Origin of the sequence: Brevibacillus panacihumi (genome assembly GCF_003710985.1) — a bacterium.
Taxonomy (GTDB): Bacteria; Bacillota; Bacilli; order Brevibacillales; family Brevibacillaceae; genus Brevibacillus; species Brevibacillus panacihumi.
Map to the genome: position 1 here is coordinate 259,258 of NZ_RHHT01000002.1, position 13,026 is coordinate 272,283.

The window sequence follows — 13,026 nt, forward strand, 5'->3', positions numbered from 1 at the left end:
GTAGAAATGGCTGGTCTACGGAGGGGATAGATGTGTTTGACGGTGAACGCATAAAAGAGCGGCGACGGGAGCGGGTAGAGCGTATTCGACTGCAGCAGTCCCGGGACAGTTATACACCTTTTGTGGATGATTGGAAGGATCCCATCGATCCCCATGAAGAGTTGTTCTCGTTTTCATCGCGGGATGAGCGCGGCTACGAGCCAAAAACAGTCAATGAAAAGTGGGGGATTCAAATCTTTGCCTCCCTCTTGCTGGTGGGAATGGCCTACCTGGTGTTTCAAACCTCCCTCATTCCGGCTTCGTGGAAGGATTCTGCGCGTGAAGTGATGACGCGCGATTTTAATTTTGCGGGAGTGTCAGACTGGTATGAAGCCAATATCGGCACGATCCCTACGCTGTTGCCTCCCCTCTCGGCACCACAGGTTGTTCCGGCCAGCACAGAAGGAAAAACACAGGTTTGGAAACTGCCCTCTCATTGGAAGGTCGCCAAATCGTATAATCCCGAGAGTGCAAAAGTGGTTCTGTCGACCGGATTTTCGGATCAAGTCAAGATTGGAGAGACGGGCTGGGTGACGTTTATCGGAGAAAAGCCAGGGTACGGCACTACCGTGGTCGTTCGCTTGACGCAGGGGCGGGAGGTTTGGTTCGGGAATCTGGATGGCGTCATGGTAAGCAAGGACGAGGTCTTGCTGCCCGGACAGGTGGTCGGGACGGCCAGGGCAGTCAATCAAACCTCACGCCATCTGTATCTGGGAATGTCCGTCAACGATGAATTCGTCAATCCACTGGATGTGATCCCCTTTGAATAAAGGGGGCTGGTTCGGGTTTCGCTTTCGGATACACCTCTTGTTTTGGGTGGTAATCGGCCTCTCGGTGGCGGCCGGACGTTTTTTGGAGATTTGCACCCTGTTCGTCATCGTCTTGATCCATGAATTCGGACATGTCGCCATGGCGAAGGAGTTGGGCTGGAAGGTAACAGAGGTGCAGCTGCTTCCCTTTGGCGGCGTAGCCACGATGGAGGATTCCTACGCGACAGATCCAATGGACGAGATCGTCATCGCACTGGCGGGACCGTTTATGAATGTCGTCATGATGGGACTCTCCTATGTATTATGGCTCGGAGGAATCTGGACAGAGGAATGGGCGAGATTTTTTCTCGTGAGCAACGCCACCATTGCGGCATTCAATCTTCTCCCGATCTGGCCCCTCGACGGCGGGCGTATTATTCTGGGACTGCTCTGCTGGCTGTTTCCGTATCGCAAGGCTGCCTTGCTATCCTTGCTGGGAAGCACCTTGTTTGCGGGAACGATGATTGGCTTGTCGCTTTTTGAATGGAAAATCAACCTGCTGGTGATCGGCAGCTATTTGCTTGCCATCAATATCCAGGCCTTCTTGCGCTTTCCCTACCAGTTCTTCCGCTTCCTCATGGAAAAATACGTGCGACAGCCTGTAGAATACAACGTCCAGGCGATTCAGATTGGGCCCGACGAGACGGTATTGCAGGCCACGCAGAAGCTGCGCAGAGGAGCTTCCCACTTGATCTACGTGCAGGGAACCGGATTGCTGGCAGAGGATCAGCTTCTGCGGGCTTTATTATTTGAGCAAAAGCATGATGCCGCCGTAAGTGAACTCGTCGTCTAGCTGCCGATAGTCCATTCAGTCTTCTTTTCTTTTCACCATGCCTATGATAGGATTACTTCCTATAAGTCCGGATTTCCTGTCTGGACGCATGAAGTACGGGATGAAAGCGGGAGTGACGGCTGTGCGGCAAGTAGCGATAAGCGGGAGCGGCGGACGTGTGAGCGTGGCATTGCTGGAGAATGAGCGTCTGGTGGAATGGCGCTGCGAAGGCGGGCAGGCAGAGGTGGCAGTGGGTGAAATCTTCATCGGACAGGTCGCGGATGTCCTGCCTGCGATTCAGTCCGCGTTCGTCCAGATCGGGATGGAGCGAAACGCGTATTTGTATGTGGACGACGTTCGAGAGCCCACCCAGCATCCGGCTCGCAAAACAACGATCCGCGAACGGGTGCGCGAAGGAGAGAAGCTGCTCGTGCAGGTGATCAAGGAGGGCAGTGAGCTCAAAGCTCCCAAAGTGACGACAAAGATCAGCCTGCAAGGAAGGTACCTCGTCCTGCTGCCTTATGAGAAGGGCATTTCCATGTCCCGGAAAATGGCTGACCCCCATAAGCGCGAGCGTTTGCTGGAACTGCTTGCCCCTTTGCTGGCAGCCGATGAAGGCGTTATTGTGCGGACGGAAGCCTTTGAAGCGGATGAACAAAGACTGCTTGCGGAACTCGGTTTTTTACGCCGGCGCTGGCAGGAGATTCGTGAGCTGGCTGCGCAAAAGACTGGGGTCGGGCGTGTCAGCCTTGCGACAGAGTGGCTGGAGACGACGGTGCGAGAGCTGGTTACGGCAGATGTCGCGAAGATCTGGGTGGAGGACGGAGCTGTCTATCAGAAGGTCAAGGAAGCCCTTGCGATTGTTGCGCCGGAAGGGGTGGCCGGACTGTCCTGGTATCGGGAAAAAGAGCCTTTGTTTGCCCGCCTGGGGATCGAAGCGCAGTTGCAGCAGGCCGTGCAGCGCCAAGTCAAGCTTCCCAGCGGCGGCTTTTTGATTTTTGACAAAACAGAAGCGATGACAGTCATTGACGTGAATACAGGCGCTTTTACGGGCAAGGGAGGGCAGCAGCGCGAACAGGCTGTCACCCAGACCAATCTGGAGGCGGCGGCACAAATCGCGGTCCAGCTACGGCTGCGGGAGATCGGCGGCATCATCGTCATTGATTTCATCGATATGAAGGAACAGGCCAACAAAGAGCGGGTGCTGACCGCTCTAAAGCGCGAGCTTGCGAAAGACCCGGTCCCTGCCACGGTTCTGGGCATGACAGCCTTGGGACTGGTCGAGATGACTCGCAAGCGCGTTCGCCCCAGTCTGGCTGAACGGCTCTTCATTCCCTGCGGTGCTTGCCGTGGGCAGGGGCTTTTGCTCTCGCCGCAGGAGGTGGCTGCCCGTCTGTACAGCGAGGTGACATCGCTCGCGAAGGTGCAGGAAGCAGAGGCGGTGCTGGTCGAGCTGCCTACCCGTCTTTTTCATCACATCGATGAGGCGGAGCCGACATGGCCAGCTCGGGTGTACAAGCTGCATCGGCCTGCCCTGCTTGCGGATGAGTACCGCATTTTGTACCTGGGCAGCGAGCAGGAAGCAAAGCGTCTCTACGCCAGGCAGACACAATTGACTTGACTGGGTGAACGCTGATGTGGTAATCTATTGGTTGTCATACAGATATGTCTTCGTGCATACTGTAACCGCTCGAAGCAGGTAGACAAGACGCCGTTCGCGGCGCACCTGTACAGGCGAGTCTGAGTATAGGAGGTGCACACAGTGTACGCAATTATCGAAACCGGTGGAAAGCAATACAAAGTAGAAGAGGGCTCCGTTCTCTTCGTCGAGAAACTGGCTGGCAACGAAGGTGAAGCTGTTACTTTTGACAAAGTTCTCTTCGTAAGCAAAGACGGTAAAGTAACAGCAGGTACTCCTACAGTAGCAGGAGCAACTGTTACAGGCAAAGTAGAAAAGCACGGCAAAGAGCGCAAAATTATCGTGTACAAATACAAAGCCAAAAAGAACTACCGTCGCAAGCAAGGTCATCGTCAACCGTTCACCAAAGTTGTGATCGAAAAGATCAACGCTTAATTGGTAGGCTAGATGGTTACCGTAACTGTAAAGCGAAACGAGCGTAACGGGATCGAGGAAATTACCATTTCCGGACATGCCCATGCGGGAAAGCACGGCTCGGACGTTGTCTGTGCGGCTGTATCCGCAGTCAGTCTGGGAACGATTAATTCCGCAGATCTGTTGCTCGGCTCAAATCCGAATGTTCAGTTTGCAGAACGGGAGGGCGGGTACATCCACTGGAAGGTGGGAGATTGCCCTGATCCGCTCATCAGCGAGAAGCAGCAGCTTTTGGCTGAGAGCCTGGTCATCTCTTTGTTCATGATCGCTGAAACAAACGGAAAATATGTCTCGATTCAAGATCCAAAATGGCAAGGAGGTGTCTGACATGAACTTTCGTTTTCCTGTAGACCTGCAGTTTTTCGCATCGAAAAAAGGGGTAGGTTCCACCAAGAACGGTCGCGATTCCATCTCCAAGCGTCTCGGCGTAAAACGTGGCGATGGACAATTCGTGAAAGCGGGTAACATCCTCGTTCGTCAACGCGGTACGAAAATCTACCCAGGTGAAAACGTGATGAAGGGTGGAGACGACACTCTGTTTGCAGTAGCAGACGGTGTTGTTCGCTTCAAACGTCTGGGCCGCGATCGCAAGCAAGTTGTGATCGAACCAGTAGCATCCCAAGCGTAATTGGATACGAAGAAAAACCCAGCCTCGCTGCTGGGTTTTCTTTTTGCCTCAAGACACTTTGTGGTACAATAAGGTGTACAAAACAAATACAATATTGACTTGGGTGAATGGGAATGAGTCACGAGCGGCGATTGATCACGCATCAGACAGACGAACTGCTGACAATATTAAATAGGCAGCGACACGACTGGTTGAACCATGTACAGGTTCTGCTCGGCTATTTGCATTTGAACCGTACTGACCAGGGAGAAGCGCATCTGAAGCGAATCGCGGAAATCGCGATGCAGGAAAGCCTGATCGCTCGGCTCAACAACTCTCTTTTGTCCGTTTTTTTCTTGACATTCAACGCGTTGAACAAGGAAATGCTGTTAGAGGTTGACGTATGCGAACAGGTCGACCTTTCGTGCCTTGTCTTGGATGAGCAGGACTTGTTTTCCCTGGTGTCGGACATCCTATGCACAGCGAACGATCATGTCAGCCAGGATGGCTATGAGCCGGCAAGCATGCAGGTCACCTTGTTTTCGGGTGAGCGCGGCGTCCATTTTCGCTTTGACTTGGCCGGAGAATTGACTGCAGAAGGTTTGGACGAACTGGAAAAACGGGTACATAATAGCAAGCAACGTACGGTGGAAGTCACCGAATGGATACATACGAAGGAAGAGTGGGTCTTGGAATTGATCGTTCCATTCTCGAAATGAAAGAGGTGACACCATGTTTGTCGATCAAGTCAAGATTTATGTAAAAGGGGGAGACGGCGGCAACGGAGCTGTTTCCTTCCGACGCGAAAAATACGTCCCGCTTGGCGGTCCAGCGGGTGGAGATGGCGGACGTGGCGGAGATGTCGTGTTTGTCGTAGACGAGGGCCTGCGTACGCTGGTCGATTTTCGCTATCAAAGGCATTTCAAGGCTCAGCGCGGCGAACACGGCCGCAACAAGGGGCAGCACGGGGCTGGTGCTGAGGACATGCTGGTGCGCGTCCCTCCAGGCACAACGGTGATTGACGATGATACGAAAGAAGTCATAGCGGATCTGATCGAGCACGGACAGCGTGCCGTCATCGCCAAAGGCGGGCGCGGAGGACGCGGGAATATGCGCTTTGCCAATCCGTCCAATCCGGCGCCGCACATCTCGGAGAACGGCGAACCCGGCCAGGAACGGTATATCACGATGGAGCTGAAGCTGATCGCGGATGTCGGTCTGGTCGGCTATCCGAGTGTCGGGAAATCGACCTTGCTCTCCAGCGTCACAGGGGCGAGACCGAAGATCGCAGCTTATCATTTTACGACCTTGTCCCCGAACCTGGGCGTCGTGGAACTGGGCGAGCAAAGCTTTGTCATGGCAGATCTTCCGGGCTTGATCGAAGGAGCTCACGAAGGAGTGGGGCTTGGACATCAATTTTTGCGCCATGTAGAGCGGACCAGGCTGATTGTTCATGTGGTCGATATGGCAGGAGTCGATGGACGCGATCCGTACGAAGATTATCTGCAGATCAACCGTGAACTGAAGCTGTACAACCTCAAGCTGGAAGACCGCCCGCAGATCGTCGTCGCCAACAAAATGGACGTCCCGGAAGCGCAGGAAAATCTGCAGCGCTTCAAGGAAAAGCTTCCTGATATCCAGGTGTACGAGATTTCTGCTGCCACGAGACAAGGTTTGCAGGAGTTGATGTATGCGATCGGAGAGACGCTGGCATCACTGCCGGAAAAATTGGCCGTGGAAGAAGTCGCGGAGGTCGAAGAGCGCGTGGTGTTCCGGGCTGAAAAAGAGCCGGACGCATTTGAGATTCATCGTGAAAATGAAATTTTTGTTGTCAGCGGCGACAAAATTGAAAAGCTTGTGCGTATGACCAACCTGAACAGCTACGACGCAGCTCAGCGCTTCGCCAAGATCATGCGCAGCATGGGTGTGGATGATGCATTGCGCAAGCACGGAGCGAAAGATGGGGATACGGTCCGCATCGGGAAACTAGAGTTTGATTTTGTGGAGTGACCTAGACCATGGCAGATATTCCTACCCTCCAACCTTTTCTGAAAGATAGCAGGCTTCAACGCGGCGGTATTTTGCAACTGGAGCTATCCAAACAAGGTCAAGCACCGATTCCGATTATCGTCGAACATGCCAAGGCTGGCTATCTTGTCGTCAGTTACGAAATGAAAGACACGGCAAACCTTCAACTGCTGGGCTCTCAAGTTCGTGTAACCTGGGAGACCGATTCGAGCGTGCACACAGTCGACATGGAGGTTGTGCAGGAACAGTCCGTATGGCCGATCAAGATACTCGGACTGATCCCTCTGAGTGTCCGTATTGATATTGCGCTCCGAGGACGACAGGAACCGATTACGCCCGATTTTATCATTCAGGTCCCTTACAAGGTAATGGGGGCAAGACCGAGTGAGGAAAAAGGGGAAGGCGTCCTGCTGAAATTCTCTCCGACCCACCTGGTAATCGGGACGGATGGCTATGTAGCCAAGGGTGATTTCGTCAATTTGTCTTTTTCAATCCCCCATTTCAAGCAGGAAATTGTAGGAATGGCAAAAGTGGTGGAAAAAAACTTTGAGGACTCAAAAGCCCTGATTGAGCTGATATTTACAGATATTAGCAAGCAGAATCATGAATGGATCAAGAAATACTATAAAATGCTGCAAGAAACCGCTTCTTCTTGACGGAGCGGTTTTTCCCTTTGAAGTTATAGTGAATAAGGTATATAGTATAGGTGTAGAGAGTACTGAATCGTGCCTGCTCGTTTTTTTTCCGGTACTTTGTGAAAAAAATTACAAAATCAAGGCGCTAAGGCCTCTATTCCAATGCAAAGGAGGACGTTTTCCTATGTCACAAACTACTCAACAAGCCGCTGAAGAGGTGGCGAGCACTGCTGCAGTAGCTTCCCAACAACCAGATGTGCTGGACCAGCTGATGAAGCCGGAAATCCAACAGTCCTTGAACGTTTTGGTAGAAAACCTGCCGAAATTGGCTGAGATGACGACGGTTCTGACGAAAACCTATGATCTGGTGCAAACGGTTGCAAATGACCACGTTCTGATCAACGACTTGAAGGGCGGCATGGAAGAGTTCGTCAAGCCCATTCAAGACAAGGCGAAAGGGATTGCCCAGGCAGCGATTGAAGCAAGTGATCGTTCTCAGGCCGAGACCTCGACAACCGTCGGGCTGTTCGGGCTGCTGAAAATGCTCAAGGACCCGCAAGTGCAGAAGGCATTGCGCTTTGCGCAAGCATTCTTGGAAGTAACGGCGGAACGCCAGCAACAACAGAAGTAGCACTACCTAGATTGAAAGACGGACGGAGGATTGAGCAATGGCGAAGCAAATAGTTATTCTAGGCGGCGGTTACGGCGGATTGCTCAGCGCATTGACTGCCCGTAAATATATGACGGCAGAGGAAGCTGAGATCACTGTAGTAAACCGTTTTCCATCCCATCAAATCATTACGGAATTGCACCGTTTGGCGGCAGGCAACCTGGCTGAAAAGGCTGTCGCGCTGCCGTTGGAAAAATTGCTGCGCGGCAAAAATGTCAATCTGGTCATCGATAGCGTAGAGGGCATCGGTCTGGATTCCAAACGCGTGACATTGGCTAGCGGCGAGACGTTGAAATACGATGCGCTTGTCGTCGCTTTGGGCAGTGAAACCGCATTTTTCGGCATTCCTGGTCTGCAGGAGTACAGCTTCACACTCAAATCTGTGGATGAAGCCAACAAGCTGCGCGCACATGTGGAAGAGCGAATTGCAGCCTACAGCCAAAGCAAGGACAAAGCAGACGCGACCTTTGTTGTCGGCGGCGGCGGTCTTACCGGGATCGAGCTTGTCGGAGAATTTGCGGACATGCTGCCAGGTCTTTGTGAGAAAAACGGCGTGGATTTCAGCGACATCAGCCTCTACTGCGTAGAAGCGGGTCCTTCCATTCTCGCCGGATTTGCTCCTGAGCTGGTAGAACGCGCGAAAACCAGTCTGGAAAAACGCGGCGTTCAATTCCTGACAGGTGTGGCGGTTACCGAGATGAAGGAAACAACTGTCTTCCTCAAGGACGGCAGCAGCATTGAAACAAAAACAATGGTATGGACAGGCGGAGTTCAAGGAAACAGCGTCGTAGCCAACAGCGGTCTGGAAGTAAACCGCGGGCGTGCTACCGTAAATGAATTCTTGCAATCCACATCCCATCCAGAGGTTTTCCTTGCAGGGGACAGTGCAGTGGTTATGGGACCAGAAGGACGTCCATATCCTCCGACTGCACAATTGGCATGGCAAATGGGTGAAGTGGTCGGACACAACCTTTTCGCTTCCTTCAAAGGATCGAAAATGCAAGTCTTCACACCTGTTTTCTCCGGTACACTGGGAAGCCTGGGACGCAAGGATGCGATCGGTACCATCGGCGCGAGCCAAATCAAGCTGAAGGGTGCTCCTGCTTCCTTTATGAAAGAAGCAAGCAACGTGCGCTATCTGGCACACATCAATGGCCTGTTTTCGATCGCTTATTAATTGGGAATCACAAAACCCGGGAAATTGCTCCCGGGTTTTTTCATTTGCTTTACCCGTTGCCGCTGGGATCCTCTACAACATGTGGAGACTGGGCCATTTTTTTGCCTCTCATTTCATCTCCGAACTGGTCCAGATGACTCGGCTTGGCAGCGGGATGATTGTTGCGGCGCTCCGATTTATCCGTCTTTCCTCTTCCAGCCATTCATGATCACCTCCTCGCATTACTCGCCTCTAGTCTGCACGAAGAACCATCCGCTCATGTAAATACGAACTGAACAAGATAGCCCAAATATGAAAAAAACGCCGACAAGGATTGTCAGGCGGAGAACGATCCGTTATAATGTCCTCTATGAAGAAACAACTGTTTTTCTCAGGAGGACACATCGAGTGAAACGGGAAGAAAAATTCTATCTGATACGATCTGACATTCTGCCGGAGTCGATCGCCAAAACCATTGAAGCGAAAAAAATGCTGGAATCCGGCGAAGTGGATACAGTCAACGATGCGGTAGAACGCGTAGGACTCAGCAGAAGCGCCTTTTACAAGTACAAGGACGGCATTTTTCCCTTTAATGCCATGATGAGCGAAAAGATCATGACCATTACCTTTTCGCTGGATCACTTGTCGGGCTATTTGTCCAGGGTTCTCACGTACGTAGCGGATCAGGGCGGGAATGTGCTTTCGATCAATCAGACGATCCCCCTGCAAGGGATTGCCAATGTCTCGATGTCGGTCGATATGGCGCATTTGCGTGTATCAAGTACAGAATTTTTGGATGGTCTGCAATTAATACCCGGCGTGCGCAAAGCGATGATCGTCGGCAGAGGGTAGATTGGATGGGAGGAAGAGAGATGGAGAAGCAGATAGTAAAAGTAGGCTTGATGGGCTTCGGTACAGTAGGAACTGGTGTCGTGCGCATCATCTCGGCACATCAGGAGGATTTGCAAAAACAGACAGGGCTTGGCATCGAGATCAAAAAGGTGCTGGTGCAGGACGCAGAAAAAGCCCGCAACATCCGCGCCATGGAAAACAAGCTGACAACCGATCCGGCAGAATTGCTGGAAGATGCAGAAATAGATGTGATTGTTGAAGTGATTGGCGGCATCTCGCCAGCTAAAGAATATATTTTGGGTGCCCTGGAACGCGGCAAGCACGTCGTGACCGCCAACAAGGACCTGATGGCGCTGCACGGCGCAGAGATTTTGAACAAGGCGCAGGAAAAAGGCTGTGACGTCTTCTACGAAGCGAGCGTGGCTGGCGGCATTCCAATTCTGCGCGCTCTGGTCGAGGGCTTCTCATCCGACCGGATCACCAAGATGATGGGTATTGTCAACGGAACGACCAACTACATTTTGACCAAAATGAGCCAGGAGGGCGCGGATTACGCAGAGGTGCTGAAAGAAGCGCAAGCCCTGGGCTATGCGGAGGCAGATCCGACCTCAGACGTGGAAGGCTTCGATGCTGCACGCAAAATGGCGATCCTGGCAACCCTCGGCTTCCGCGTACCGATGAAGCTGGAAGATGTCGATGTCAAAGGGATTAGCGCGGTAGGCCGGGAAGATATCGCCTACGGCAAGCAATTGGGCTACGAAGTGAAGCTTCTGGGACTGGCCCGCCGCGACGGCGAAGCGGTAGAGGTAAGCGTGCAGCCGACCATGGTGCCGAAATCTCATCCACTCGCTTCTGTCAATGGAGTGTTCAATGCCGTTTACGTGCACGGGGAAGCTGTCGGAGAGACCATGTTCTACGGTCCAGGCGCAGGTGAGATGCCAACGGCTACCGCAGTCGTATCCGATCTGGTGACTGTCGTGAAAAACATGAAAATGGGCGTCAACGGCCGCGGCATGGTCGCTCCGTACAAGGAGAAAATTCTCAAGGACGACAGCCAGAAGCTGTCCAAGTACTTCCTGCGGATCGTCGTTGCTGACAAACGCGGCGTGCTGGCGAAAATTACCCAGATGCTGGCGGACAAAAACATTTCGCTGGAGCAAGTCATCCAACAGCCGTACAACAACGGCTCGCAAGCAGAGATCATCATGATTACCCATCTGTCCTCCAAGAGCGACATGAACAGCGTCATTGCGGATATGGAGGAAATGGAGATTATTACGGAAGTAAAAAGCTGCTACCGTGTGGAAGGTGGAGACCAACAATGAGTACAGATCGTCAATCCGGCATCATCGCCCGCTACCGGGAATTTCTCCCGGTCACCGAAAAAACACCGTTAGTAAGCTTGCATGAGGGAACTACGCCGCTCATTCACGCAGCCAATCTGTCCAAGCAATTGGGTGTGGAACTGTACGTCAAGTACGAAGGCTTGAACCCGACCGGCTCGTTTAAAGACCGCGGCATGGTGATGGCAGTAGCCAAAGCAGTGGAGGAGGGCAGCACTACAATCATGTGCGCGTCCACCGGGAACACCTCTGCTGCTGCTGCCGCTTACGCCGCGCGCTGCGGATTGCGCTGTATCGTATTGATCCCGAGCGGCAACATCGCATTGGGCAAGCTGGCGCAGGCGATTGCGTACGGCGCGGAAGTCATTGCGATCGACGGGAATTTTGATGAAGCCCTGAATATCGTGCGCGAGATTACAGCAAAAGAGCCGATTACCTTGGTTAACTCGGTCAACCCGTACCGCATTGAAGGACAAAAGACAGCCGCTTTTGAAATCGTAGATGCTCTCGGGGATGCTCCAGACATCTTGGCGATTCCTGTGGGCAACGCCGGTAACATCACTGCTTACTGGAAAGGATTCAAAGAATATCACGCTGCAGGCAAAGCAAAAAGCCGGCCTCATATGTACGGCTTCCAGGCGGCGGGAGCGGCTCCGCTGGTTCACGGAGAGCCTGTGCCGAATCCAGAGACGATCGCAACTGCGATCCGCATCGGAAACCCTGCTAGCAAGGACGGCGCGCTGAATGCCATCAGCGAATCCAACGGACTCGTGGACAGCGTAACTGACGAGGAAATTTTGGAAGCCTATCAATTGCTGGCAAAAAGCGAAGGGGTATTCTGCGAGCCTGCCTCTGCTGCGTCTTTGGCTGGGATCATCAAACTGCACAAGGCAGGCAAGCTGCCAGCCGGAGCAAAAATCGCTTGCGTGCTGACAGGAAACGGCTTGAAAGATCCCAACATCGCCCTGAAGCTGGTCGGCGCTGAACCGCGTACAGTACCGGCAACCCATGAAGCTGTCATGAATCTGGTGCGTCTGCAAGAGAAAGAAGTGTCGTCATGAGCAGCAAGCGTGTACGCGTGACCGTTCCGTCCAGTACAGCCAATCTCGGCCCTGGATTTGACACGCTCGGAATGGCTTTGCAATTGTATTCGGTCGTCGAGATGCAAGTAAGCGAACAAACCACTATTGAGCTCATCGGCAAGGAACTGCAAGGGACCCCCACTGACAAAAGCAACCTGCTCTATGTAATCGCAGCCGAACTGTTCCAGCAAGCTGGCTTGGCTGTACCTGAATTACATATCCGCGCGTCCAGCGAGGCACCGTTGACGCGCGGTCTGGGCAGCAGCGCAGCTGCGATCGTCGGCGCATTGGTAGCGGCCAACCACCTGGCAGGAGAGCCTTTTACCCGCGAACAGCTTTTTGCCATGGCAGTAAAAAAGGAAGGGCACCCCGACAATGTGGGGCCGTCCTTCTTTGGCGGGATTATCGTCGCTACGATGCCGGAGGTTGACGGGCAGCCGATTCCCTACATCCGACTGGCACCGCCTGAAGGAATGAGAGCGTTGGTTGTCATTCCGGATTATGCCTTGTCTACCGAAAAGGCGCGCAATGCATTGCCGCAGGTGTACAGCAAGCAAGATGTCATATATAATGTTGGTCATAGCAGCTTGCTTGTGGCCGCATTGGCACAAGGCAGGCTGGACCTGTTGGGCCAAGCGATGGGCGATCGGCTGCATCAGCCGTACCGTGCGCCGCTTGTTCCCGGCCTCGAAGAGATCCTGGAAGCAGCGACAGATAACGGCGCAGTAGGCGCTGCCCTGAGTGGAGCAGGGCCGACGATTCTTTGCCTGACAGCTTCAGATTCGGAATGTGAACGTTTGAAGTCGTTTGTGGATCAGGTGATGAGAGGGCACGGCATTTCGTATCAGACGATGGTGTTGCAACCAGACGAACATGGCGTACAGGTAGAAGTCCAATAGATAGATAGCTTCAAGCCGAAC

Annotated in this window: 16 protein-coding genes and 1 other annotated feature; of the genes, 15 read left to right on the forward strand and 1 reads right to left on the reverse strand. The window is 53.0% G+C overall.

Annotated elements, in window-relative coordinates; all coding sequences use genetic code 11:
- Nucleotides 1-32 precede the first annotated feature (32 nt).
- The 11 genes from EDM58_RS01280 to EDM58_RS01330 all read left to right on the forward strand — a co-directional run bounded on the left by EDM58_RS01280 (nucleotide 33) and on the right by EDM58_RS01330 (nucleotide 8,850).
- Entirely contained in the window at nucleotides 33-809 is a 777-nt protein-coding gene (locus tag EDM58_RS01280; protein WP_122911714.1) for a M23 family metallopeptidase, read from the forward strand.
- Nucleotides 802-1,641 (forward strand): M50 family metallopeptidase, encoded by an 840-nt coding sequence (locus tag EDM58_RS01285; protein ID WP_122911715.1) that lies wholly within the window; start codon nucleotides 802-804, stop codon nucleotides 1,639-1,641. Before EDM58_RS01280 ends, EDM58_RS01285 begins: the two co-directional genes overlap by 8 nt.
- 121 nt (nucleotides 1,642-1,762) lie before the next feature.
- A complete protein-coding gene (locus EDM58_RS01290) occupies nucleotides 1,763-3,241 on the forward strand; it encodes an Rne/Rng family ribonuclease (protein WP_122911968.1) in 1,479 nt (492 codons plus the stop codon).
- A 53-nt stretch (nucleotides 3,242-3,294) separates the two neighbouring features.
- Nucleotides 3,295-3,372: a sequence feature (ribosomal protein L21 leader region), on the forward strand.
- 10 nt (nucleotides 3,373-3,382) lie between these two features.
- Nucleotides 3,383-3,694, forward strand: a complete 312-nt coding sequence (rplU, locus tag EDM58_RS01295; RefSeq protein ID WP_122911716.1) for a 50S ribosomal protein L21 — start codon at nucleotides 3,383-3,385, stop codon at nucleotides 3,692-3,694.
- Nucleotides 3,695-3,706: 12 nt separating this feature from the next.
- A complete protein-coding gene (locus EDM58_RS01300) occupies nucleotides 3,707-4,060 on the forward strand; it encodes a ribosomal-processing cysteine protease Prp (protein WP_122911717.1) in 354 nt (117 codons plus the stop codon).
- Nucleotide 4,061: 1 nt separating this feature from the next.
- Complete coding sequence (gene rpmA, locus EDM58_RS01305; RefSeq protein WP_122911718.1) at nucleotides 4,062-4,361, forward strand: 50S ribosomal protein L27; 300 nt, start codon at nucleotides 4,062-4,064, stop codon at nucleotides 4,359-4,361.
- Between the two features lie 113 nt (nucleotides 4,362-4,474).
- Nucleotides 4,475-5,059, forward strand: a complete 585-nt coding sequence (locus EDM58_RS01310; protein WP_122911719.1) for a Spo0B C-terminal domain-containing protein — start codon at nucleotides 4,475-4,477, stop codon at nucleotides 5,057-5,059.
- A 13-nt stretch (nucleotides 5,060-5,072) separates the two neighbouring features.
- The gene (gene obgE / locus EDM58_RS01315) at nucleotides 5,073-6,350 is read left to right on the forward strand and encodes a GTPase ObgE (RefSeq protein WP_122911720.1); all 1,278 of its coding nucleotides are present in this window, start codon (nucleotides 5,073-5,075) and stop codon (nucleotides 6,348-6,350) included.
- A gap of 8 nt (nucleotides 6,351-6,358) precedes the next feature.
- Nucleotides 6,359-7,024: a PilZ domain-containing protein gene (locus tag EDM58_RS01320; RefSeq protein ID WP_122911721.1), complete on the forward strand. Its 666-nt coding sequence runs from the start codon at nucleotides 6,359-6,361 to the stop codon at nucleotides 7,022-7,024.
- A gap of 163 nt (nucleotides 7,025-7,187) precedes the next feature.
- A complete protein-coding gene (locus EDM58_RS01325; RefSeq protein WP_122911722.1) occupies nucleotides 7,188-7,634 on the forward strand; it encodes a DUF1641 domain-containing protein in 447 nt (148 codons plus the stop codon).
- A 37-nt stretch (nucleotides 7,635-7,671) separates the two neighbouring features.
- The gene (locus EDM58_RS01330; protein ID WP_122911723.1) at nucleotides 7,672-8,850 is read left to right on the forward strand and encodes an NAD(P)/FAD-dependent oxidoreductase; all 1,179 of its coding nucleotides are present in this window, start codon (nucleotides 7,672-7,674) and stop codon (nucleotides 8,848-8,850) included.
- 49 nt (nucleotides 8,851-8,899) lie between these two features.
- Here EDM58_RS01330 and EDM58_RS25580 read toward each other — a convergent pair whose 3' ends face one another.
- Nucleotides 8,900-9,052: a hypothetical protein gene (locus tag EDM58_RS25580; RefSeq protein ID WP_183187375.1), complete on the reverse strand. Its 153-nt coding sequence runs from the start codon at nucleotides 9,050-9,052 to the stop codon at nucleotides 8,900-8,902.
- A 185-nt stretch (nucleotides 9,053-9,237) separates the two neighbouring features.
- On the opposite strand from EDM58_RS25580, the gene EDM58_RS01335 reads away from it, so the two are divergent.
- From EDM58_RS01335 to thrB, 4 genes are read left to right on the forward strand one after another with little or no spacing between them, the layout of a single operon-like run.
- Nucleotides 9,238-9,681, forward strand: coding sequence for an ACT domain-containing protein (locus EDM58_RS01335; RefSeq protein ID WP_023554963.1), 444 nt, complete (start codon nucleotides 9,238-9,240; stop codon nucleotides 9,679-9,681).
- 20 nt (nucleotides 9,682-9,701) lie between these two features.
- Entirely contained in the window at nucleotides 9,702-11,006 is a 1,305-nt protein-coding gene (locus EDM58_RS01340; protein WP_122911724.1) for a homoserine dehydrogenase, read from the forward strand.
- Entirely contained in the window at nucleotides 11,003-12,085 is a 1,083-nt protein-coding gene (thrC, locus tag EDM58_RS01345) for a threonine synthase (protein WP_122911725.1), read from the forward strand. The genes EDM58_RS01340 and thrC overlap by 4 nt, the downstream gene beginning before the upstream one ends.
- Nucleotides 12,082-13,005, forward strand: a complete 924-nt coding sequence (thrB, locus tag EDM58_RS01350) for a homoserine kinase (protein WP_122911726.1) — start codon at nucleotides 12,082-12,084, stop codon at nucleotides 13,003-13,005. The genes thrC and thrB overlap by 4 nt, the downstream gene beginning before the upstream one ends.
- The last annotated feature ends 21 nt before the right edge of the window (nucleotides 13,006-13,026 follow it).

Excerpts from the sequence above, each read along its gene's own strand:
- EDM58_RS01300 (WP_122911717.1), top strand. The coding sequence starts at position 3,707 with ATGGTTACCGTAACTGTAAAGCGAAACGAGCGTAACGGGATCGAGGAA.
- rpmA (WP_122911718.1), top strand. The coding sequence starts at position 4,062 with ATGAACTTTCGTTTTCCTGTAGACCTGCAGTTTTTCGCATCGAAAAAA.
- EDM58_RS01310 (WP_122911719.1), top strand. The coding sequence starts at position 4,475 with ATGAGTCACGAGCGGCGATTGATCACGCATCAGACAGACGAACTGCTG.
- obgE (WP_122911720.1), top strand. The coding sequence starts at position 5,073 with ATGTTTGTCGATCAAGTCAAGATTTATGTAAAAGGGGGAGACGGCGGC.
- EDM58_RS01320 (WP_122911721.1), top strand. The coding sequence starts at position 6,359 with ATGGCAGATATTCCTACCCTCCAACCTTTTCTGAAAGATAGCAGGCTT.
- EDM58_RS01325 (WP_122911722.1), top strand. The coding sequence starts at position 7,188 with ATGTCACAAACTACTCAACAAGCCGCTGAAGAGGTGGCGAGCACTGCT.
- EDM58_RS01330 (WP_122911723.1), top strand. The coding sequence starts at position 7,672 with ATGGCGAAGCAAATAGTTATTCTAGGCGGCGGTTACGGCGGATTGCTC.
- EDM58_RS25580 (WP_183187375.1), bottom strand. The coding sequence starts at position 9,052 with ATGGCTGGAAGAGGAAAGACGGATAAATCGGAGCGCCGCAACAATCAT.
- EDM58_RS01340 (WP_122911724.1), top strand. The coding sequence starts at position 9,702 with ATGGAGAAGCAGATAGTAAAAGTAGGCTTGATGGGCTTCGGTACAGTA.
- thrC (WP_122911725.1), top strand. The coding sequence starts at position 11,003 with ATGAGTACAGATCGTCAATCCGGCATCATCGCCCGCTACCGGGAATTT.
- thrB (WP_122911726.1), top strand. The coding sequence starts at position 12,082 with ATGAGCAGCAAGCGTGTACGCGTGACCGTTCCGTCCAGTACAGCCAAT.